This is a genomic window from Candidatus Saccharimonadales bacterium (genome assembly GCA_035480635.1).
Taxonomy (GTDB): domain Bacteria; phylum Patescibacteriota; class Saccharimonadia; order UBA4664; family DATIHN01; genus DATIHN01.
Genome location: DATIHN010000025.1, coordinates 1 through 18,814, shown reverse-complemented (window position 1 = coordinate 18,814; position 18,814 = coordinate 1). Strand labels below are relative to the sequence as shown.

The 18,814-nt window shown below is 50.5% G+C and carries 34 protein-coding genes and 2 pseudogenes; 1 reads left to right on the top strand and 35 read right to left on the bottom strand.

Translation table 11 applies throughout. From position 1 onward, the window contains the following. Positions 1-4: 4 nt before the first annotated feature. The 32 genes and pseudogenes from rpsI to VLE72_04000 form a co-directional block, all read right to left on the bottom strand. Positions 5-403, bottom strand: coding sequence for a 30S ribosomal protein S9 (gene rpsI, locus VLE72_04155; GenBank protein ID HSX15065.1), 399 nt, complete (start codon positions 401-403; stop codon positions 5-7). After that, positions 403-849, bottom strand: coding sequence for a 50S ribosomal protein L13 (rplM, locus tag VLE72_04150; protein ID HSX15064.1), 447 nt, complete (start codon positions 847-849; stop codon positions 403-405). Before rplM ends, rpsI begins: the two co-directional genes overlap by 1 nt. Next, entirely contained in the window at positions 846-1,325 is a 480-nt protein-coding gene (rplQ, locus tag VLE72_04145) for a 50S ribosomal protein L17 (protein HSX15063.1), read from the bottom strand. The genes rplM and rplQ overlap by 4 nt, the downstream gene beginning before the upstream one ends. Positions 1,326-1,328: 3 nt before the next feature. Further along, positions 1,329-2,267, bottom strand: coding sequence for a DNA-directed RNA polymerase subunit alpha (locus VLE72_04140; GenBank protein ID HSX15062.1), 939 nt, complete (start codon positions 2,265-2,267; stop codon positions 1,329-1,331). Positions 2,268-2,280: 13 nt separating this feature from the next. After that, entirely contained in the window at positions 2,281-2,898 is a 618-nt protein-coding gene (gene rpsD, locus VLE72_04135) for a 30S ribosomal protein S4 (protein HSX15061.1), read from the bottom strand. Further along, complete coding sequence (gene rpsK / locus VLE72_04130; GenBank protein ID HSX15060.1) at positions 2,898-3,293, bottom strand: 30S ribosomal protein S11; 396 nt, start codon at positions 3,291-3,293, stop codon at positions 2,898-2,900. The genes rpsD and rpsK overlap by 1 nt, the downstream gene beginning before the upstream one ends. 8 nt (positions 3,294-3,301) lie before the next feature. Next, positions 3,302-3,688 carry a 30S ribosomal protein S13 gene (rpsM, locus tag VLE72_04125; GenBank protein ID HSX15059.1) on the bottom strand — a complete coding sequence of 129 codons (387 nt, stop codon included), beginning with the start codon at positions 3,686-3,688 and terminating at the stop codon, positions 3,302-3,304. Next, complete coding sequence (gene rpmJ / locus VLE72_04120; protein ID HSX15058.1) at positions 3,688-3,801, bottom strand: 50S ribosomal protein L36; 114 nt, start codon at positions 3,799-3,801, stop codon at positions 3,688-3,690. Before rpmJ ends, rpsM begins: the two co-directional genes overlap by 1 nt. A gap of 10 nt (positions 3,802-3,811) precedes the next feature. Then, positions 3,812-4,033, bottom strand: a complete 222-nt coding sequence (gene infA / locus VLE72_04115; GenBank protein HSX15057.1) for a translation initiation factor IF-1 — start codon at positions 4,031-4,033, stop codon at positions 3,812-3,814. A gap of 53 nt (positions 4,034-4,086) precedes the next feature. Then, positions 4,087-4,743 carry a Type 1 glutamine amidotransferase-like domain-containing protein gene (locus VLE72_04110; protein HSX15056.1) on the bottom strand — a complete coding sequence of 219 codons (657 nt, stop codon included), beginning with the start codon at positions 4,741-4,743 and terminating at the stop codon, positions 4,087-4,089. Then, complete coding sequence (gene secY, locus VLE72_04105; protein ID HSX15055.1) at positions 4,743-6,056, bottom strand: preprotein translocase subunit SecY; 1,314 nt, start codon at positions 6,054-6,056, stop codon at positions 4,743-4,745. Before secY ends, VLE72_04110 begins: the two co-directional genes overlap by 1 nt. Continuing rightward, positions 6,056-6,508 carry a 50S ribosomal protein L15 gene (rplO, locus tag VLE72_04100; GenBank protein HSX15054.1) on the bottom strand — a complete coding sequence of 151 codons (453 nt, stop codon included), beginning with the start codon at positions 6,506-6,508 and terminating at the stop codon, positions 6,056-6,058. The genes secY and rplO overlap by 1 nt, the downstream gene beginning before the upstream one ends. Positions 6,509-6,714: 206 nt before the next feature. Then, positions 6,715-7,155, bottom strand: a pseudogene (gene rpsE / locus VLE72_04095) (30S ribosomal protein S5). Next, positions 7,155-7,493 carry a 50S ribosomal protein L18 gene (gene rplR / locus VLE72_04090; protein HSX15053.1) on the bottom strand — a complete coding sequence of 113 codons (339 nt, stop codon included), beginning with the start codon at positions 7,491-7,493 and terminating at the stop codon, positions 7,155-7,157. The pseudogene rpsE and the gene rplR overlap by 1 nt, the downstream one beginning before the upstream one ends. Positions 7,494-7,496: 3 nt before the next feature. Continuing rightward, positions 7,497-8,036, bottom strand: a complete 540-nt coding sequence (gene rplF, locus VLE72_04085; protein ID HSX15052.1) for a 50S ribosomal protein L6 — start codon at positions 8,034-8,036, stop codon at positions 7,497-7,499. Between the two features lies 1 nt (position 8,037). After that, positions 8,038-8,418 (bottom strand): 30S ribosomal protein S8, encoded by a 381-nt coding sequence (gene rpsH / locus VLE72_04080; protein HSX15051.1) that lies wholly within the window; start codon positions 8,416-8,418, stop codon positions 8,038-8,040. A 10-nt stretch (positions 8,419-8,428) separates the two neighbouring features. Then, positions 8,429-8,614 carry a type Z 30S ribosomal protein S14 gene (locus VLE72_04075; GenBank protein HSX15050.1) on the bottom strand — a complete coding sequence of 62 codons (186 nt, stop codon included), beginning with the start codon at positions 8,612-8,614 and terminating at the stop codon, positions 8,429-8,431. After that, entirely contained in the window at positions 8,607-9,155 is a 549-nt protein-coding gene (gene rplE, locus VLE72_04070) for a 50S ribosomal protein L5 (protein HSX15049.1), read from the bottom strand. The genes VLE72_04075 and rplE overlap by 8 nt, the downstream gene beginning before the upstream one ends. 1 nt (position 9,156) lies before the next feature. Next, complete coding sequence (rplX, locus tag VLE72_04065; GenBank protein HSX15048.1) at positions 9,157-9,462, bottom strand: 50S ribosomal protein L24; 306 nt, start codon at positions 9,460-9,462, stop codon at positions 9,157-9,159. Beyond that, on the bottom strand, positions 9,462-9,830 hold the full coding sequence (rplN, locus tag VLE72_04060) for a 50S ribosomal protein L14 (GenBank protein HSX15047.1): 369 nt from the start codon (positions 9,828-9,830) through the stop codon (positions 9,462-9,464). The genes rplX and rplN overlap by 1 nt, the downstream gene beginning before the upstream one ends. A gap of 1 nt (position 9,831) precedes the next feature. Beyond that, entirely contained in the window at positions 9,832-10,083 is a 252-nt protein-coding gene (rpsQ, locus tag VLE72_04055) for a 30S ribosomal protein S17 (protein ID HSX15046.1), read from the bottom strand. Position 10,084: 1 nt separating this feature from the next. Then, positions 10,085-10,288: a 50S ribosomal protein L29 gene (gene rpmC / locus VLE72_04050; GenBank protein HSX15045.1), complete on the bottom strand. Its 204-nt coding sequence runs from the start codon at positions 10,286-10,288 to the stop codon at positions 10,085-10,087. After that, positions 10,285-10,713 carry a 50S ribosomal protein L16 gene (gene rplP / locus VLE72_04045; GenBank protein HSX15044.1) on the bottom strand — a complete coding sequence of 143 codons (429 nt, stop codon included), beginning with the start codon at positions 10,711-10,713 and terminating at the stop codon, positions 10,285-10,287. Before rplP ends, rpmC begins: the two co-directional genes overlap by 4 nt. A gap of 1 nt (position 10,714) precedes the next feature. Next, a complete protein-coding gene (gene rpsC, locus VLE72_04040; protein HSX15043.1) occupies positions 10,715-11,341 on the bottom strand; it encodes a 30S ribosomal protein S3 in 627 nt (208 codons plus the stop codon). A 110-nt stretch (positions 11,342-11,451) separates the two neighbouring features. Further along, a pseudogene (rplV, locus tag VLE72_04035) lies at positions 11,452-11,778 on the bottom strand (50S ribosomal protein L22). Next, entirely contained in the window at positions 11,775-12,053 is a 279-nt protein-coding gene (gene rpsS / locus VLE72_04030) for a 30S ribosomal protein S19 (GenBank protein HSX15042.1), read from the bottom strand. The pseudogene rplV and the gene rpsS overlap by 4 nt, the downstream one beginning before the upstream one ends. Continuing rightward, positions 12,053-12,889 (bottom strand): 50S ribosomal protein L2, encoded by an 837-nt coding sequence (gene rplB, locus VLE72_04025; protein HSX15041.1) that lies wholly within the window; start codon positions 12,887-12,889, stop codon positions 12,053-12,055. Before rplB ends, rpsS begins: the two co-directional genes overlap by 1 nt. Then, a complete protein-coding gene (gene rplW / locus VLE72_04020; GenBank protein HSX15040.1) occupies positions 12,889-13,167 on the bottom strand; it encodes a 50S ribosomal protein L23 in 279 nt (92 codons plus the stop codon). The genes rplB and rplW overlap by 1 nt, the downstream gene beginning before the upstream one ends. Beyond that, complete coding sequence (gene rplD / locus VLE72_04015) at positions 13,164-13,889, bottom strand: 50S ribosomal protein L4 (protein ID HSX15039.1); 726 nt, start codon at positions 13,887-13,889, stop codon at positions 13,164-13,166. The genes rplW and rplD overlap by 4 nt, the downstream gene beginning before the upstream one ends. Continuing rightward, positions 13,889-14,506, bottom strand: coding sequence for a 50S ribosomal protein L3 (rplC, locus tag VLE72_04010; protein HSX15038.1), 618 nt, complete (start codon positions 14,504-14,506; stop codon positions 13,889-13,891). The genes rplD and rplC overlap by 1 nt, the downstream gene beginning before the upstream one ends. Positions 14,507-14,726: 220 nt before the next feature. Further along, positions 14,727-14,972: a hypothetical protein gene (locus VLE72_04005; protein HSX15037.1), complete on the bottom strand. Its 246-nt coding sequence runs from the start codon at positions 14,970-14,972 to the stop codon at positions 14,727-14,729. A 27-nt stretch (positions 14,973-14,999) separates the two neighbouring features. Further along, positions 15,000-15,503, bottom strand: coding sequence for a tetratricopeptide repeat protein (locus VLE72_04000; GenBank protein HSX15036.1), 504 nt, complete (start codon positions 15,501-15,503; stop codon positions 15,000-15,002). Between the two features lie 598 nt (positions 15,504-16,101). Here VLE72_04000 and VLE72_03995 point away from each other — a divergent pair. Continuing rightward, the gene (locus tag VLE72_03995) at positions 16,102-16,284 is read left to right on the top strand and encodes a hypothetical protein (protein ID HSX15035.1); all 183 of its coding nucleotides are present in this window, start codon (positions 16,102-16,104) and stop codon (positions 16,282-16,284) included. On the opposite strand, the gene VLE72_03990 is transcribed toward VLE72_03995, so the two are convergent. From VLE72_03990 to VLE72_03980, 3 genes are all read right to left on the bottom strand, one after another. Continuing rightward, positions 16,281-16,532, bottom strand: coding sequence for a hypothetical protein (locus VLE72_03990; GenBank protein ID HSX15034.1), 252 nt, complete (start codon positions 16,530-16,532; stop codon positions 16,281-16,283). The genes VLE72_03995 and VLE72_03990 overlap by 4 nt on opposite strands. Before the next feature lie 34 nt (positions 16,533-16,566). After that, the gene (locus VLE72_03985) at positions 16,567-17,796 is read right to left on the bottom strand and encodes a replication-associated recombination protein A (GenBank protein ID HSX15033.1); all 1,230 of its coding nucleotides are present in this window, start codon (positions 17,794-17,796) and stop codon (positions 16,567-16,569) included. A gap of 688 nt (positions 17,797-18,484) precedes the next feature. Further along, a partial coding sequence (locus VLE72_03980) for a hypothetical protein (protein ID HSX15032.1) occupies positions 18,485-18,814 on the bottom strand: 330 nt, incomplete at its 5' end.

The following is an 18,814-nucleotide window of genomic DNA, read 5'->3' as shown; positions in this document are numbered from 1 at the left end:
TGAACTAGCGTTTTGAGAACTGCGAAGCCTTGCGAGCCCGTTTGAGACCAGGCTTTTTGCGTTCCTTTTCTCTTGGGTCGCGGGTTAATAGGCCAGCTTTCTTTAGGGTTGGCCGCAAGTCGGCATTGAGTTCTAGTAAGGCCCGGGCAATGGCTAATCTGGCCGCTTCGGCCTGCCCGTGTTTGCCGCCGCCACTAACTTTGATGGTAGCGTAGAGTTTAGTTTCGTTGCCAGTTTCCTTCAGTGGCTGATCGAGGGCGGCCACCAGGGTTTTGTTATTAAAGTATTCCATGACGGTCACATCATTGACCATTGTGGTGCCCTTGCCTGAGAATAAGCGAGCTGTAGCCACGGCCTCTTTGCGGCGTCCTTTGGCGTAATAATATTTAGCAGTTTCTGGCATTAGTTCGACTCCTTGGTGTCAAATGATAATGGAACCGGGGTTTGGCCGGCGTGTAAATGCTGACTAGAGGCATAGACCTTCAGGCGCTTCAGCCGATCATCGCTCAGGCGGTTTTTGGGCAGCATCCCAGCAACGGCGTGCTTTATAACCCAGCTCGGATCTTGCGCCATCTTTTGCTTCAAACTGGTTTCTTTAATCCCACCGGGGTAACCTGAGTGGTGATAATAAGTTTTGTCTTCTAGTTTATTGCCTGTTAGCTTAATTTTACTGGCGTTTATAACTACCACGAAATCGCCAGAATCCAAATGCGCCGCAAACCCTGGTTTATGCTTGCCCTGCAAAAACATAGCCAAATGGCTAGCCAACCGGCCCAGAACTTGGTCCTTGGCATCAACTAGGTACCAGGTGCGGCTAATTTCGCTAGCTTTAGGTGAGTAAGTCTTCATGACTTGGCTCCAGCAGTTTTAGCTGAGCGCTTCACGGCCGGCTTTTTGGCCGCTGGTTTGGCTTTTGGAGTCGATTCAGCTACGGCCTCAGTCTTATCATCCGGCTTAGCGGCTGGTTCGGATATCACTAAGGACAGTACCGCCATTGGCGCATTATCGCCCAAACGGTTGCTAGTTTTAATAATTCTAGTATAGCCACCGGTCCGGTCCTTGAATCGTGGGGCCAAATCGGTCATTAGTTTTTTGACCGCACTTGAACTAGTAATCTCGGCTTCGATGGATCTCCGATCGGCTAAAGTACCGCTTTTGGCCTTAGTGATTAGACGCTCCATTTCCGGTGCTACTGTTTTGGCTTTGGCTAAGGTTGTTTCAATGTGCTCATAGAGAACTAGCGAAATAATTTGGCCACGCACCAAAGCCAGTCGCTGATCGCGCTGGCGGGACAATTTACGACCATTGTAGGCGTGGCGATGCATTGCTTAAACCTCGGCCTCCTGTTTACTAAAACCTAGTTCGGCCAACTTATCTTTAACTTCATCGTAAGCTTTGGCTCCGAAGCCTTTCAGGTCCTTTAGCTCTTGATCACTCAGCCGCAGTAAGTCTTTAATGGTTTTGATGTCGTTGTTGATTAAAGCGTTACTGGTTCTGGGAGAGAAGTTAACTTCCTCGATGCTAATTTTGGCGGCATCACCTTCACTACGATCTTCTATCGCACCATCGGTTGGTTCTGGCTGAGCGTTGCCCGCCACAACCGAGAAGTGTTCTACCAAGATATCAGCAGCTTGGCTGAGGGCATCAAGGGGGCTAACGCTACCATCAGTTTCGATTTCAATGACCAAGCGATCGAGGTCGGTCATTTGACCAACGCGGGTGTTTTCGACACTGTAGCGAACCCTTTGAACGGGGCTGTAGAGAGCATCAACCGCAATCATGCCAACTTCCAGCTTTTCACTTTCTCTGGCTTCAACCGGTACATAGCCGCGGCCCTTTTCGACCTTGATTTCCATTCCAAGCTTGCTCTTCGAATTGTCTAGTGTAGCAATCAACTGATCTGGATTGATAATTTCAGCATCGGCGGTGGTTTTAATGTCTTTGGCTTTAACCTCGCCCGATCCAGATTTGGTTAGAATCAGGAATTGAGGCTCATCACTAAAGACCTTAAAGCGCAGTTTTTTAAGATTCAAAATGATTTCTACCACGTCTTCTTTGACGCCTTCAATGGTCGAAAATTCGTGTGAGACATTATCGATTTTTACGGCTGTCACGGCCGCACCACTAAGACTGGATAGAATAACGCGGCGCAAGGAATTGCCCAGCGTCATGCCATAGCCGGAATAGAGTGGCTCGATGGCAAACGTAGCTTTGTTGCCATCCTCCGAAGTGGTTTTTAATTCTGGTAGTTGGATTGGGTGTAGCACTTGGCCTCCTTATTTACCTTGAGTAGAACTCAATAATTAACTGTTCATTGATGTCGTCAACAACGTCTTCGCGCGCTGGCAGACCAGTAACTTTAACGCTTAGTTTGGCTGCGTCCAGACTCAGCCAGCGCACGTCAGGCTTAGCTGATTTCAGCACCGGTTCTAAAAGCTTAAAGTATTCGTTGGTCTGACTCTTGGGCCGCACCTTAAACTCATCGCCCGGCTTCAAGCGAATCGAGGGAATATCCACCCGACGATCGTTGAGGATGAAGTGACCGTGAGTGACTAATTGCCTGGCCGCCTGCCGACTGCCGGCGAAGCCTATGCGATAGACAGCGTTATCCAAGCGCTGTTCGAGCATTTGCAACATGATATCACCGGTTACCCCCGGCCGATGCTCAGCCTGGCCAACTAGGGTCGCAAATTGCTTTTCCAGCAAGCCGTAGAGGCGCTTAACTTTTTGCTTTTCACGGAGTTGAATAGCGTACTGGCTGGGTTTTGAGCGCAAATTAGTCTGACCGTGCTCGCCCGGGCCGTAGGGTTTTTTGGTCATAGCCTTAATAGCTTTGGGGTGCAAGGCGATTTTTTCGCGCCGCGAGCGCTTTACCACTGGCATTAGGTCTCTAGCCATTAGACTCGCCTCGGCTTTCGGGGTCGGCAACCATTGTGAGGAATGCCGGTAACGTCGCGGATACCAGTTACGGTGATACCCAGGCTCTGCAAACTGCGTATGGCGGCTTCCCGACCACTGCCAACACCTTTGACTAAGACCTCAACCTTAGTTAGACCAACATCCTTAGCACTGGTCAGGGCTCGTTCAGCGGCAATGCCAGCGGCATATGGGGTGCTTTTACGAGATCCCTTGAATCCAGCCGCACCGGAACTCGACCAACTAACTAGATTACCCTTATCGTCGGTTACTGAAATGATAGTGTTATTAAAGGTGGCCTGAATGTGCACGACACCACTAGCGATACTCTTCTTGGTGCGCTTGCGTCTGGTCGTTTTGGTTGAAGTTTGTGCCATCATAATCCTTAAGTCTTAGAAGCCGCTTTCTTACGACCACTACCCATAGTGATCTTTTTACCGCGTTTGGTCCGGGCATTCGTCTTGGTGCGCTGACCATGAACGGGCAAGTTATTTTTGTGTCTTAAGCCCGCAAAGGCGTTAATGTCTTTTAACCGCTTAATGTTCGTGCTAACCTGACGCTGTAAATCGCCTTCGACGGTGTAGGTCTTCTCGATCTCGCCTCTAATGGCGGCGATTTGGGCCTCGGTTAGATCTTTGACTCGCGCGTCACCGCTAACTTTAGCGGCAGCTAAGATTTTGCGGCTGGAAGTTACGCCAATGCCGAAAATATAGGTTAGGGCCACCTCGGCTCGTTTGCTATCTGGGATGTTAACTCCGGCGATGCGTGCCATTAGCCCTGCCTTTGTTTATGCTTAGGCGTTGGGCAAATAACATAAACCACGCCCTCACGTCGGACGACTTTGCACTTAGAACAAATTGGTTTGACGCCTGCGCGTACCTTCATGCTTTTACCTTTAGCCTATTCGGTATCTAATGCGGCCCTTTTCCAGATCATAGGGCGTCATTTCAACCATCACTTTATCCCCTGGCACAATTCGGATGTAGTGCATCCGCATTTTGCCGGAAATGTGAGCTAAAATAACATGCCCGTTCTCGAGTTCCACTTTGAACATAGCGTTCGGCAGTGTTTCGGAAACGGTGCCTTCGACCTCGATTACTTCCTTTGTATCAGACATAATTTGAGCTACAGTCCTCAATTATAGAGAAACTTTACAGAATTGTAAAGGGGTTAACGGGAGATTTTTGCTTGATTTAGTATTGAGTGGCTACCCTCACCAACGACCGTGATTTCTTTGCCATCGACTTTAATGGCCGATTCGTCGTCAATTAGATACAACTCTCGGTCAATTTTAGTAGCATATTCATTATTTGCCTCAACACTGACAAACTCTGGTGTATGGGGTGAGACCTCAAAATCAACAAAGCTCAAGCCGGTTAGATCTGTCAATCCGACAGCATTTTCGTCGCCATCATCGATTTCGGCGACCGCGATCGAGGGGGTAGCCATGATAGACCCGGCACTTACTCCAACATAAACCTTGGTCGCAATATTTTTACTGAGCCAGTCACCAAGTCCCGATTTCCTGGTCTCCTCCATAAGATAAAATGTGTTACCACCACTCACAAAAACGATGTCAACAGGGTCTAGTCTAGATTTCCAGTCGATCCCATCAGCAGCTGGGTCAACAATATCAATCCAGCTAAACCCATGCTTCTGGAGATTAGTTAGCTGGGCGATAAAGAAGTCTTTATTACCAGGCTCAAAATTCTGGGCGGTCGGTATTAGTCCAACCTTAACTGATTCGACAGGCTTATTGATCAGCGACTTCAGAGCGTCGGCGATTCCCTGGTTTCGTATGCCGGCTGACGTCAGAAGCAGCTTCACTAGTAATTCTCGTAGCTCTCAGTCACCACCAAGGCTTCGATCTGTTTCATTGTTTCAATGGCCACGCTGACCACAATGATTAGCCCGGTGCCGCCGAAGGTTAGAGTTTGAGTGTTGGTAAAGTGTTGGGCGATGAACGGCAGAATGGCGATAAGGCCTAAGCCAACTGCACCGGCCAAGGTTATGCGGTTTAGAAGTTTGCGCAGGTAACTAGCCGTTTGGCCACCGGGGCGAATGCCAGGAATGAAGCCGCCCTGCTTTTGCAGGTTCTCGGCAATTTCATCGGGGTTAAAGACGATGGCGGTATAAAAGTAGGTAAAGACCACTACCAGCATGAAGTAAATAACGGCGTACCACGGGTTATTAGGATTAAATACTGCTGTTAGCCAATGGGCAAACGATGATAACCACTGACTAGATGCGTTTGAGAATATTTGCCCGACAAAACCGGGGATGGTCAGGAATGCCAGCGCAAAAATGATTGGGATGACGCCGGCGGTGATAACTCTAAGCGGCAAATGAGTATCAACGCCGCCGTAGACTCGACTACCGCGAACCCTCCTGGCATAAGAGACAGGGATGTTACGCTGGCCTTCGTTTAGAATAACTACGAAGTAAATGACTGCTAGAGCCAGGGCCACGAAGAAGCCTAGGGTTAGGATTTTGCCGGTATCGTTTTGAGCTAGCGAAAAGAACTGTCCGGCACTAGAAGGCAAACGGGCCACAATACCTGCAAAAATGATTAGCGAGATCCCGTTACCAATGCCTTTATCAGTAATGATTTCGCCCAGCCACATCAGCAGCATGGTGCCGGCGGTAATAGTAATAACCATTAGCAACCACTGGGATAGCGACGGGTGACCGATCAGATCAGTCTGAGCCACCCGCTTTGAGGTCTGCTGAACCAAGAAGATCATGGCCACCGACTGAATCAAAGCTAGCGGCAGAGTCAGCATTCTAGTGTATTGGTTAATTTGTTGTCGACCACGTTCGCCTTCTTTGGCTAAAGCTTCCAGTTTAGGCAATGCTTGCTGCAGCAGCTGCATAATGATCGAAGCATTAATGAAGGGGCCAACTCCCATCATAATGATCGAAAAGTTAGTCAGGGCCCCACCAGAGAAGAGATCGGCAAAACCGAGCAGTTTATTAGAGTTAAATAGAGTCCGTAAGAAAGTTGTCAGCGCCACATTATTAGGCACCGGCACTGGCACATGGGCCAGAAACCGAAAGGCCACCAGCAGACCCAGTACTACTAGGACCCGCTTGCGGATGTCGCTGGAGCGATAAACTTGCTTGATAATGCCTAGATTCATTATGGTTTGGTAGTTGAACTTAGCAGTTCAATTGTACCACCGGCGGCTTCAACCTTGGCTTTGGCCTGTATCGTCATGGCTTGGACTTTGAAACTCAGTTTGCGCTCAATTTTACCATCACCCAAAATCTTGACCGGTTTGGTGCTGGATTTAACCAACTTAGCCTGGGCTAGAGTATCGGGAGTAATTTGGGTACCTTTGACCGAATCCAATTGATTCAAATTGACCTCTTGGTAGTCGATCCGGTTAATGCTGGTAAAGCCGCGCTTTTTCGGTAAGCGCTTGGCTAGCGGATTCTGACCACCCTCAAAACCCAATCGCACGCCACCGCCACTACGGGAATTTTGGCCTTTGGTGCCGCGACCAGCGGTTTTGCCATGGCCCGAACTAATGCCTCGTCCAACCCGCTTGCGCGACTTGTGAGCGCTAGCTGCTAGCTCATGCGGTTTCATGACTTAGGCTCCTTGGATGCAGCCTTCGGCTTCTTGGCTACTGTTTTAGTGGTGGCTTTTTTGGCAGTAGTTTTCTTAGCTAGCGGTTTTTTGGTCGCTGGTTTAGACTCAGCTTTCTCAGGCTTATTAGCTGAGTCAGCTAATAGTGAATCGGCCTTAACTACAGCTGGTTTGTTGGCGTTTTTAACGGAATAGACCGGTCCAGTTTGAAGTTGGCTCAGAGCCATAACGGTGGCATAAGCATTGTTAACTTTATTAGCCGAACCAAATGATTTAGTCAGCAGGTCATGGATGCCAGCGGCTTCCACCACGCTGCGGACCGCCCCACCAGCTATGACGCCGGTGCCTTCGCTGGCCGGTTTGAGCATAACTTCAGCCCCACAGAAGCGCACATTGACCTCGTGAGGAATGGTTGTACCCTTCATCGGCACTTGGACCAAGCTCTTTTTGGCAATGGCAACAGCCTTAGCGATCGAAGTCATGACCTCGGAGCCTTTACCAACCCCCACGCCAACTCGGCCTTTACCATCGCCGACTACCACAATGCTGCGGAAACGGAAGCGCCGACCGCCCTTCACTACTCTAGCCACACGATCGATCGAAATAACACGTTCTTCGAACTCTTTGACTGTTTCGATCATAGCCATTAGAACTCCAGTCCACCTTTGCGAGCCGCTGTGGCCAAGGCATTTAGTCTTTGAGCATAAATCCGGCCGCCTCGATCAAAGACCACGGTCTTGATCTTGGCCTTTTTGGCTGCCTCGGCGATGCGCGCACCAACCAGCTCGGCCTTTTTGACCATCGAGCCACTCACCTCAGCAGTCTGGGTTGAAGCGTAGGCTAAAGTCTGGCCTTTAGTATCATCAATCAATTGAGCGACAATGTGGCGGTTACTGATACTTGCGACCAAGCGAGGTCGGCTCCCCGTGCCACTAATTTTGGCTCGGATGCGTTGCTTTTGCTGAATTTTGGTCGTAGTTTGCATAGTTTAACCTTTAGTAGCTGCCTTACCAGCCTTACGCCGAATAGTCTCTTCGACGTATTTAATGCCTTTGCCCTTGTAAGGCTCGGGTTTTTTGAGTGATCGGATATTAGCTGCCACTTGTCCAACCAATTGCTTATCATAGCCACTAATGGTCACGACGTTTTTTTCGACGCTCGCAGTGATGCCTGCCGGCAACTTAACTTCGATCGGGTGGGAAAAGCCGAGTGTTAAATTTAGGACCTCTCCAGCCACATTGGCTCGGTAGCCAACGCCATTGATTTCGAGTTTGCGCTCAAAACCAGATTCAACCCCACTAACCATATTGGCAATCAGAGTCCGCATTAGCCCGAAATAGGCCTGAGCTTCGTTGTGCCCCCGTTTGATCGAGACTTGGATCTGGCTCTCGGTCTGTTCAACTTTGAGTCCCGTCAAGATGGTTTGTTCAAGTGATCCTTTTGGCCCTTTGACGTGGACCACGCTAGCATCGATCTCAACTTCGACTCCGGCGGGGACATTAATTGGTGATTTTCCAATTCGGCTCATCTTACCACACCTGACAGATTAATTCACCGCCCAAACCTTGGCGTCTAGCTTCGTGTCCGGCCATTAGGCCGTGTGAGGTCGAAACAATCACCAGACCACGCCCGGAAAGCACGGTTGGGATCTGTTTGCTAGCTAAATAAACTCGGCGTCCCGGTTTAGACACCCGCGTAACTTTGGAAACTGGTCGCTGCCCACCCAAGTCAATCTCGATCATTTTGGTTGGTACTTGTCCGCTGACTTTGTATCCACCAATAAAGTGCTGATCAGCCAAAATTTTAGCAATAGCCTCTTTAATGCCGGAGTGCGGCACCAAAATGGAGCTCCGCCCGGCCATTAGGCCGTTGCGAATTCTAGTTAACATATCTGCAATTGGATCTGTCATCTTGAGCTCCTTACCAACTAGCCTTAGTTACACCCGGGATCTGACCGCGAGAGGCATATTCACGAAAACAAATCCGGCAAAGTCCGAATTTACGGATATAGGCCCGGGGGCGACCACAAACCTTGCAGCGGTTTTGCTGGCGGGTGGAGTATTTGGGCTTTCTAGCCGCTCTTACGATCATCGATGTTTTAGCCATTATCTCTCCTAAACGGGAACCCGATTAGTTCCATTAGTTTTTGACCCTCAGCTTGAGTTTTAGCAGTCGTAATAATATTGACCTGCAAACTATGACTCTTGGAGGCGTCCTCGTAGGTGACTTCTGGGAAAATTGTCTGATCTGTAATGCCTAAGCTGTAGTTGCCGTGGGCGTCAAAAGCCGTCGGGCTAATACCGCGGAAGTCACGGATGCGCGGCAGAGTCACCGCCACTAAACGATCAAGGAAAGCATACATGCGCTCACCGCGCAGCGTCGTCATAGCTCCGATAGCATTACCTTCGCGCAGTTTAAAGGCCGCCACGCTCTTTTTAGCTTTAGTGGTAACCGGGGCCTGACCACTGACCGTCGCTAGCGTTGCAACAACTGCTTCTAAATGTTTGGAATCAGCCGTGGCTCGGCCCACGCCAGCGTTAATGATGACCTTTTCAACGCGAGGGACTTGGTTGATGTTACCATAGCCAAATTCGCTGATCAGAGCCGGCACGATTTCTTTAATGTAGCGTTCTTTTAAGCGATTCATCTTATTTCACCACGTTCCCGCATTTTTTACAGATACGTTCTTTGGTTTTACCAAGGCTGTAGCCAATCCTGGTTGGTTTCTTACAACTGGGGCACACCAGCGCCACCTTGCCATCTGGCATTGGTCTGGTAATTTCGAGGATCCCGCCCCGGGGGTTTTTGTTGGAAGGCTTGGTGTGACGTTTTACTATGTTAATGCCCTCGACCACGATTTGGTGATTGGCTGGCAAGACTCGTGTGATTTCACCAGTTTTACCCTTGTCTTTGCCAGCTAGAACCATGATCTTGTCGCTTTTTTTTAACTTCATCACAGGACCTCCGGGGCGAGCGAAATAATCTTCATGTAACCGCCGTCGCGCAATTCTCGAGCGATCGGGCCAAAAATGCGTGTACCCCTGGGGTTACCACTTTTATCAATCAAAACGGCGGCGTTTTCGTCGAATCGAATAACGGTCCCATCGGCGCGCTTGGCTGGATGTTTGGTCCGAACCACCACAGCCTGGACAACTTCCTTTTTCTTGACCGCAGCCCCCGGCATAGCTACTTTAACGCTAGCGGTGATGACATCACCCACCAGGGCATAGCGCCGCCTAGAACCGCCCAGCACTCGAATGCAGAGAAGCTCTTTGGCTCCGCTGTTGTCGGCGACTTTTAACCTGGTTTCCTGTTGGATCATCTTAACCTTCTAGCTCCTCGGTTGTCAGTTTGCGCGCAACCACCCAACGCTTGTGGCGGCTCAGGGGGCGGGACTCGGTAATTTCAACCAAATCGCCAACCTTAAAAGCCTCGGCCTCATCATGAGCCTGATATTTTTTGGTAATCGTGAACTTCTTGCGGTAAACCGGATGTTCTTTAACCTGACCCACAGCTACCACCACGGTTTTGCTCATTTTATCGGACACGACTTGGCCTTGCAACGTTCTTGCCATCTTAGTTCTCCTCCCCGCCCAGTTGGCGTTGTCTGGCGACGGTCAAAGCCCTGGCTAATTGCTTACGAGCTGCTAGCACCGCTTTGACGTTTTTACTCTCTTTGGTGCGATTCTCAATCACTAGTTCAGCAATCCGCTTGCGACTATCAGCCACCAACACCTGCAAGTCTTTATCGTTTTTAGTAGCAATATCTGCGATTTTCATGATTGCTCCTCGCCTGGTACATGACGCACCAAAAACTTGGTTTTCATCGGTAATTTGTGGGCCGCTAGGCGCATGGCTTCTCTGGCCACATCCTCGGGCACACCAGACATTTCGAACATAATTCGGCCTGGTTTGACTCTAGCTGCATAATGATCAACCGCACCCTTGCCGCTACCCATGCGGACTTCGGCGGGTTTAGAGGTAATCGGTACATCTGGGAACACTCGGATCCAAATTTTACCACCGCGTTTGATGTAGCGAGTCATAGCTCGCCGGGCAGCTTCGATCTGGCGCGAACTGATCCTCTCACCGGTCTCAGCTTTCAGCGCAAATTGGCCGAAGTTAATTTCGCTACCTCTCGTAGCCACTCCGCGCAAGCGCCCCTTTTGCTGCTTGCGATATTTAGTTTTGCGCGGGATTAACATATTATTTCCCCGCTTCCTTATAAATCCAAACCTTGACGCCAATGGTGCCATAAGTCGTTTTAGCCAGCGCCTGGCCAAAATCAATGTCGGCCCGAATGGTATGCAGGGGGATAGAGCCGTTGGAAATAGTTTCCCGCCTGGCCATTTCGGCCCCGTTTAAGCGCCCAGCCACGGTAATTTTGGCGCCGTTTGCCCCCGATTTCAGGGCGTTTTCGATCGACATCTTCATGGCTCGGCGGAAGGAAATTCGACGTTCCAATTGAGATGCCACGTTTTCGGCCACCAAGACGGCGTTAGTTTCGGGGCGTTTAACCTCTTCGATGGCCACCTTGATATTGGCGGCAGCGATTTTGGTCAGAATATTCTTGAGTTCCTCAGCGCCAGCCCCACCGCGGCCAATGACCACGCCAGGTTTGGAGGTATAAATAGTCACGACCAGTAAATTGGGTGAGCGCTCAATATCAATTCGAGCGACGCCAGCCCGTTTGCCTAGCTTACGTTCAGCGGCCCGGCGCAATTTGATATCTTGCACCAGGAAGTTGGCATAGTCTTTATCGGCAAACCACTTGGACTGCCAGTCTTTGGTAACCTGCAAGCGCATACTAACTGGATTGACTTTATGACCCATTATTTGGCCTCCGCCGGTTTGACATTGGTTTTGGCGGTTCGGCTGGGCTTGGCTGCGGTTTTAGCCGCGATAGGTGCCTTGGGCTTAGTCTCGGTTTCAGCTGCACCACTATCGTTTAAGATGACTGTAATATGGCTGGTTCGCTTCAAAACTCGATTGGCTTGGCCACGGGACCGGCGGCGGATGCGCTTAAGGGTTGGCCCGGCACCAACCAGGACTGATTCGACCACCAAATCACGTGATTTCAAGTTCAAATTATTCTCAGCATTAGCCACGGCCGAATCTAAGACTTTACCAATCGTAACGGTGGCAGCCTTGTTGGTTTGGGCAAGCGTCAGTTTGGCTTGGGCCACGCTCTGACCGCGCACCAAAGCCGCTACCAGCGAGACTTTGCGAGGCGAGGTTCTAATCATTTTGGCTTTGGCTATAGCTTTCATCGTTTCTGATCCTTAGCTAGCTTACCGCCATGCCCTCGGAATTTGCGAGTTGGCGAAAATTCACCCAATTTGTGTCCGACCATGTTTTCGCTGATAAAGACCGGGACATGGACTTTGCCGTTATGAACAGCGATGGTTCGTCCGACCATTTCCGGTGCTACTGTCGAGGCCCTCGCCCAAGTTTTGAGAACGGTTTTATCGGAGGCAGCCAAAGCCTCTACCTTTTTCAGTAGCTTGGCATCAACATATGGGCCTTTTTTGAGTGAACGACTCATTAGCGTCTCCGGCCTTCCTTGCGCCCGCGCACAATCATGGCATTGGTTAACTTACGGCGGCGGGTTTTGTAACCCAAAGCTGGTTTACCCCAAGGGGTTGTTGGCCCACGGCGCAATCCAATATCGTGAGCGCCCTCGCCGCCACCATGCGGATGGTCGACTGGGTTCATGGCCTTACCGCGGACAGCCGGGCGCCAGCCTAAGCGGCGGCGGCGACCAGCACTACCGTATTTAATATTTTGGTGTGACTCGTTGCCAACGTTCCCAAGGGTAGCGCTACAGTTCTGATTAATCAAGCGAACTTCACCACTGGGCAGTTTAACCTGGCAGAATTCGCCTTCTTTAGCCACCAGCTGGGCTCTGGCACCAGCACTGCGAACCAATTGGCCGCCGCGACCCAGGGTAAGTTCAATGTTATAAATGCTCGATCCCACCGGCATAGCTTTCAGCGGCAGTCGGTTTCCGGCGCGAATCGGGGCTTTTTCGCCAGTTGAGAGTTTGTCACCAACTTTCATGTTGGCTCCCGCTAACACGTAGGCCTTTTGGCCACCTTCAGCTTGCACTAATGCAATCCGAGCGCTGCGATTGGGGTCATATTCAATCGCTACCACTTTGGCTTCGGGCCAGAGGGCCTTAAAATCAACTAAGCGGTAAAAGTTTTTAACACCCGCTCCCCGATGGCGAACAGTGATTCGGCCTTGGTTGTTTCGTCCGGTACCGGCCTTTTTAACTACTAAAAGCGACTTTTGTGGGCGCTTTTTGGTAATAGTCGAAGTATCGGCGCTAGTCATACCGCGGCGGGCTGGAGTGGTTGGGTTGTAGAGCTTAATAGCCATTACTTAGCTCCCTCAAAGAGTTTGATGCTATCGCCCTTTTTTAGCGTTACAATGGCTTTTTTGACGTCAGCACGGCGGCCACTCTGGCGCTTGAACTGTTTGACCTTGCCTTTGGTAATCAGCATATTAACGTCCGTGACCTTAACCTTAAAGGCGGCTTCAACAGCATGAGCCACTTCGACTTTGTTGGTAGCAGTTGGAACTTCGAAAACGTATTTGCCAGCCTCGGCTTGAGCAATAGCTTTTTCGCTAATTTTGGGTGTCAGAATTAAACTCATTTGGCCTTTTCCGCCTTGGGGGCTGGTTTGGGAGTGGCTTTAGTTGCTGGTTTTTGGGCAGTTGGCTCGGTTTGATCTTTCGGGGCCTTAGCCTTCTCCCCTAACCACTGCTCAATCAATTCGATGGCTTTCTTGGTCATAATTAGGCTATCGGCATTCATAACATCAAAGACATTCAAGTAATTGGCTTGAACCAGCGTGACTCCTGGGATATTGCGCAGCGCTTGATCAAGTTTGGCGGTCTTATCGTCAGCCACCACTAACACTCGGCGAGTGGCACCCAGTTTAGCCAGCAAGCTAGCAGCATCTTTGGTTTTACCAGTCAAATTCAGCTCTTCGATGATGATGATGCGGTCTTGGGCGGCCTTGAGGCTAAGAGCTTGCCGAATGGCGGCTCGCTTCATTTTGATCGGTTGCTGGACAATGTGATTTTCGACACCGGTTGGACCAAAAACCACTCCGCCGCCGCGCCAGTTGGGCACGCGGATTGAACCAACCCGGGCCCGACCGGTGCCTTTTTGACGCCAAGGTTTCTTACCGCCACCGCGAACCAGGCCTCGCGTCAAGGTAGTCGGTTGAGCGCTGCGGCCATTACTGAGATAAGCATTGTAGGCCTGAGCCACCAATTGCTGGTTGGCTTCGACCCCGAAAATAGCTTTATCTAAGGCTACGGCTTCGGCCTGCTTGGTTCCGGTTTTACTGTAAGCTTGAACCTTAACCATCACAGACCTCTGACCACCACTAAGCCTTTGCGGGGTCCAGGCACTGCTCCACGCAGACCGATGACGCCAAGTTTAGGATCAACTAATGCAACGGTTAGGTTTTTGGTTGTAACTTGAGAGTGTCCCATTTGGCCAGCCATCTTCATACCTTTAAAAACGTGTTGGGGATAGCCCGAACCAATCGATCCAGGGGCGCGGTAATTGTGCGAGCCATGGGTTTTGGGGCCGGTGTGAAAATTGTGCCGCTTGATGGTACCGGCAAAACCTTTGCCTTTGGAGGTACCGCTGACTTGAACCTTATCACCAACTTCGAAAATGCTAGCTTCGAGCTTGGTGCCAACTTTCAAGGCGGCTTCGCCCTCAGGCAGGGCTGGCAAGCGAATTTCCTTCATATACTTGGGAGTTGTACCAGCCTTTTTGCTATGTCCGACTAGAGATTTACCCGGCTTTTTGGCCGCACCAAAGCCAAGTTGGACCGCCAAGTAGCCATCGCGATCAGGCTGCTTGATTTGGGTGACAACACAAGGACCAGCCTCAATGACAGTAACCGGCACGACATTGCCGCTTGCATCGAAGATTTGGGTCATTCCAACTTTTTTTCCGAGTAGGGCTTTCATAGATTTAGGCACAAATAAGGCTGGTAATTGGCCGGTTCCCAACTTCGCGCAGGGCTACGCTGGGCCTCTCCATTCACCAGTAAATATTCCTTCTTAATTTAAGAGAAGTACTGGACTTCTCGAACTTGGCTACCAAGAGAGTCTATCAGCTTTGAGGGATTGCGTCAACAGCTTTAAAAAGCATTGGCCCCCGCCATCGTTTAGACAGCGGGGGCTTGAGTTACTTCTGGCCCAACATTCCGATTCGTTTGGCCTGGGCGCAGCGGTACCCGAGGGCGTACCAATCACTGGTGTTTGGCGGTGGTTCGATGCCTTTACACCAATGGTGAAAACCCAGGTCCCATTCCCCGATGGCATTGTCGCGCTGTAAACCGGGCGGGTACTGCTCGGGACAGTCCTCTGAGTGGGTGGGGTTGTCTCGGCCACAGTAGTAGCAGCCGCGACTGAGGTTGACTGCATCGGTCATGGCGTCTCCGTTCGGTTGGCGGACGATCTATGTCTCAGAAACCCAGCTCGGACGGTGGGTTCTAGCGAACTCCAGGACTTGTTTAGCCTCAGCGTCTATGCCGCTGTTGGCTTTTAGAAAGTCATACCCCACTTGCCAGACTTCCCGCTCCCCGACACTGCAAATACGCTTGAGAACCTCTACAAGTTCATTTGTGACAGCCATTTTCCGTAGGCGGTTGAGCCCGCAACGAATTTGGGAGACGAGCAGTAAAACTTGAGACTCGTCTTCGTAGAGTGCGGCCGGCTGCAAAAATGTCATCGCCTGACGATACAAACCCCGCTTGTAGAAGCTTTTCCCGAGGATGGCTTTCGCCTTGATGCCATCGGGATTCAAATCAAGCGCCCTTCTTGCGATCCTTTCAGCACTGTCGTACGCCTCGGAAGTAAGCGCCAACTCAGCTTCAGCTAGCTCTGCCTGGTAGCGTTCGAGTTCCGTCTCGGAGGGCATTGTGGCCCCTTTCAAAAGAACATGGCGCTTTTGCTGCGCCACCTTGGCACCTACTCTACCACTTTACTATTATTTGAGCAATAAATATTTGACAGCAAAAAAGCCCAGCGATATGGCTGAGCTTATGCCAAAGAGGTTTCTCTGCCGTTGGCCAAGCCCAGAATGCTGGGTTTAGCTAAGAGCAGTGAAAGGTGCAACTGTTTAGGGTCCAGTAGCACGACCACCGGTTTTAAGCCTCGGTGGGCCTTACCGACTGCGGAAGTATCTCAGAGATTTCTCGATCTCTTCGATGCACTCGCTGCGGTGCGGTTCTTTGACGTCTTCGAAGTTACCATTCTTTATTGCTGCTTCCACACCAATGAGACAGAAGTAACAATTGTACGACCAATGTCGTTTTCCGATTGGAGCTTCGGGTTTGTCGCAAACCCATCCCCTAACTTCGTTTCCGACTTCGTGGTCGCAGGGGTATTTGCTATCGCCGGGATGGTAATGGCTTGCAATAGCCTGGAACTCACAGTTTCTGACGTGGCAGATAAGCATCTCCACATTTCACCTTTCAGGTACCCTCGCCTCTTCGGCAAGTGGAGCTATCATAACACACTTTGTTGACTTTTACAATGTTTTGAGTTAAAATAGGGTTATGAAATTGATCGAACGCATCCAATCTATCCGCACAGCTGAATTATTGATTATCTATGTAGCGCTGTTTGGGCTATACGTCATCATCCCCTTTGAGATTATCCATAGCCTAATCAGCCCTGCCATGCTAATTCTAATGGCCGTGGTTTTCATCAACGCCTTAGGCTATTTAAAACAGTCTTAAAACGAAATACCTAGGAATACGCCGAAGCCGGCTAGCCCCAATAGGGCCGCTACTAGCAGCACGGCGTATTCAATTTTGCGATCGATGCGAAAGTGTTCGTGAGTGCTAAATATGACACCGAGGATCAACCCAATCGGCACCACGGTGCGGCCGTTAATTTTCAGCCAGATGGTTCCTAGGGTGAAATAGAGTAATAACTTTAAAAAATAGACGCTATCAGCTTCGACTTTGGCAACTTTTTTGGGCATAACCTTTTGAACTTAACTGGGCTAAGCGTAACAATTATGTCTTAGGCTTGTCAACCTTTGGGCCCACATCCGGCTGGTAGAATTTTTGATCCTCTAGACCCTCGGGCATGAAGCCTTTGGCGTGCTCAAAGCCCGGTTCCCATTTGTAGTCTTTGCCGTAATCAAGTTGTTTCATCAACTTGGTCGGGGCATTGCGCAAATGTAGCGGTACTTCGGCTAAAGGGTTGTCCTTAGCGGCTTTAGTGGCAGCCCCAAGGGCATTGGTAGCGGCTCGCGATTTAGGGGCTGTCGCTAGATAAATCGTAGCATGACTCAAATTTAGCTGGCACTCGGGCAGGCCAATGCGTTCCACCGCCTGGAATGTAGCAACGGCCAGCGGCAGGGCGGCTGCGTCAGCTAAGCCAACGTCTTCGGATGCAAAAATGACCAAGCGCCGGGCAATAAATTTGGGGTCCTCGCCGCCTTCCAGCATCCGCGCTAGATAAAACAAGGCGGCATCGCTATCACCGCCCCGCATCGATTTGATGTAAGCCGAAATTAAGTTGTAGTGGTATTCACCGCTTTTGTCGTAGCGTAAACTGGTTTTTTGCAAGGCTTGCTTGATGATATCGGTTTTAATGGTGCCACCACTCAAGCTAGCAGCCGTTTCCAACCCGTTTAGTGCTACCCGTGCATCACCGGCCGAGAGTTCAGCTAAGAGTTCGGCGGCCTTTTCGTCCAACTGTTTGCCCGGCAGTTCTTTAATGGCCCGATGAATTATTTTAATAAGATCCAAAGTTGAAAGCGGTTCTAGCACCACCACCCGCGTGCGGGACAACAAAGGCCCAATGACTTCAAATGACGGGTTTTCGGTAGTCGCACCAATCAAGATAATTGTGCCAGTTTCAACGTGAGGTAAAAAAGCGTCCTGCTGAGCCTTATTAAAGCGGTGAATTTCATCGACGAACAAAATCGTCTGCTGACCGAGTTTTTGGCGCTGTTTGGCCCGTTCAATAACTTGTTTGACCTCTGGCAAGCCGGAAGTAACCGCACTGAGTTCTTCAAACGCATAATCGCCACTGGCGGCAATAATGCGAGCAATCGTAGTCTTGCCACTACCCGGCGGCCCCCACAGGATCATGCTAGTCGGCTGATGCTTTTTGATAACGGCGCTTAAAAACTGGTTTTGACCGAGCAAATGCTCTTGACCAATAACATCTTCGAGATTCTTAGGGCGGATGCGATCAGCCAGCGGTTTTTGAGCGGTTTCTTCAAACAGATTCATAAGGTGATTATACCCTTGGGCGGCGAATCGCGAGAGCATGAGCGTTTATAAAAAGAAGTGCCGGAGTTTTCGTACCCGGCTGGTCCGCGACCGAAATCACAAACCTTACGCTCTTTTTTGGGCCTACGCCACAGGTGAAGGATAAGAGTAACCTGCCGAGTCAGCGCGCCTAGGACGCCCCTTCTCGGCCCTATAGTCCAAGTGTGCGGAGTGATTACCGCTCGCCTTTTCCAGTTCTGCAGAACTGGGCCTATGCTTCTTGGCAAGCAATAAGCGGGCTTGGTGCCGAGTTTCGTACCGGCGGGCCACTACAGCTGAGCTGCGGCCTTTACGGGAACCAGGTGGCCTCTCAGGCAACCACAAGGTCCAAGGTGCGCCCTGCGGCGCAAGAAATTTCAGCGGTTAACCCGCTCCCCGAGAACTACAGCTCTTTTGGTAGGCTGCTCACCCCGTAACAAGCTTGGCGGCTAGGTTACGGTACTACCATCTCTCGCCTCTTAGTAACGGGCCTCCCAGAGATGGTTGGGAGATTTTGCCCACATGTTCAGCCGCCGCTTACGCCGCGACTGAGTGTTTGAATATTAGCATATAAGTGAAGCTTTGTCAACTACTTTTTTTGTCATGTTAAGCGTGTCGAAACATCTAATGCGCATGAGATCCTTCGACTTCGCTCAGGATGACAATTTGGCTATTCGGTCTTGGTGGTTGGGGCTTCGCTAACGACATCACCGGGACTTTCGGCCGTGATGGGTTCTTTAGAACCCTCATCAACCGCTTTGATTAATGCGTCTTCGAGCTTATCGCCCGGGCTGCGGCGGGCACTGCCGCTTGAACTTGATCCACCGGTGCGGCCGCGGTTCTTTTTATACTCGAGCTCTTTACGCATATTGCTAATAAAATCAATGCGTTCGCGGGCAGCACCTTTAAGCAGGCTGGAATATTGGCGCAGGTTCGGTACGAGTAGCGCCTGAAGTTTGTTCTGGGCGTAGAGATAATTAACTAAGCCGTGGAAGTCGCC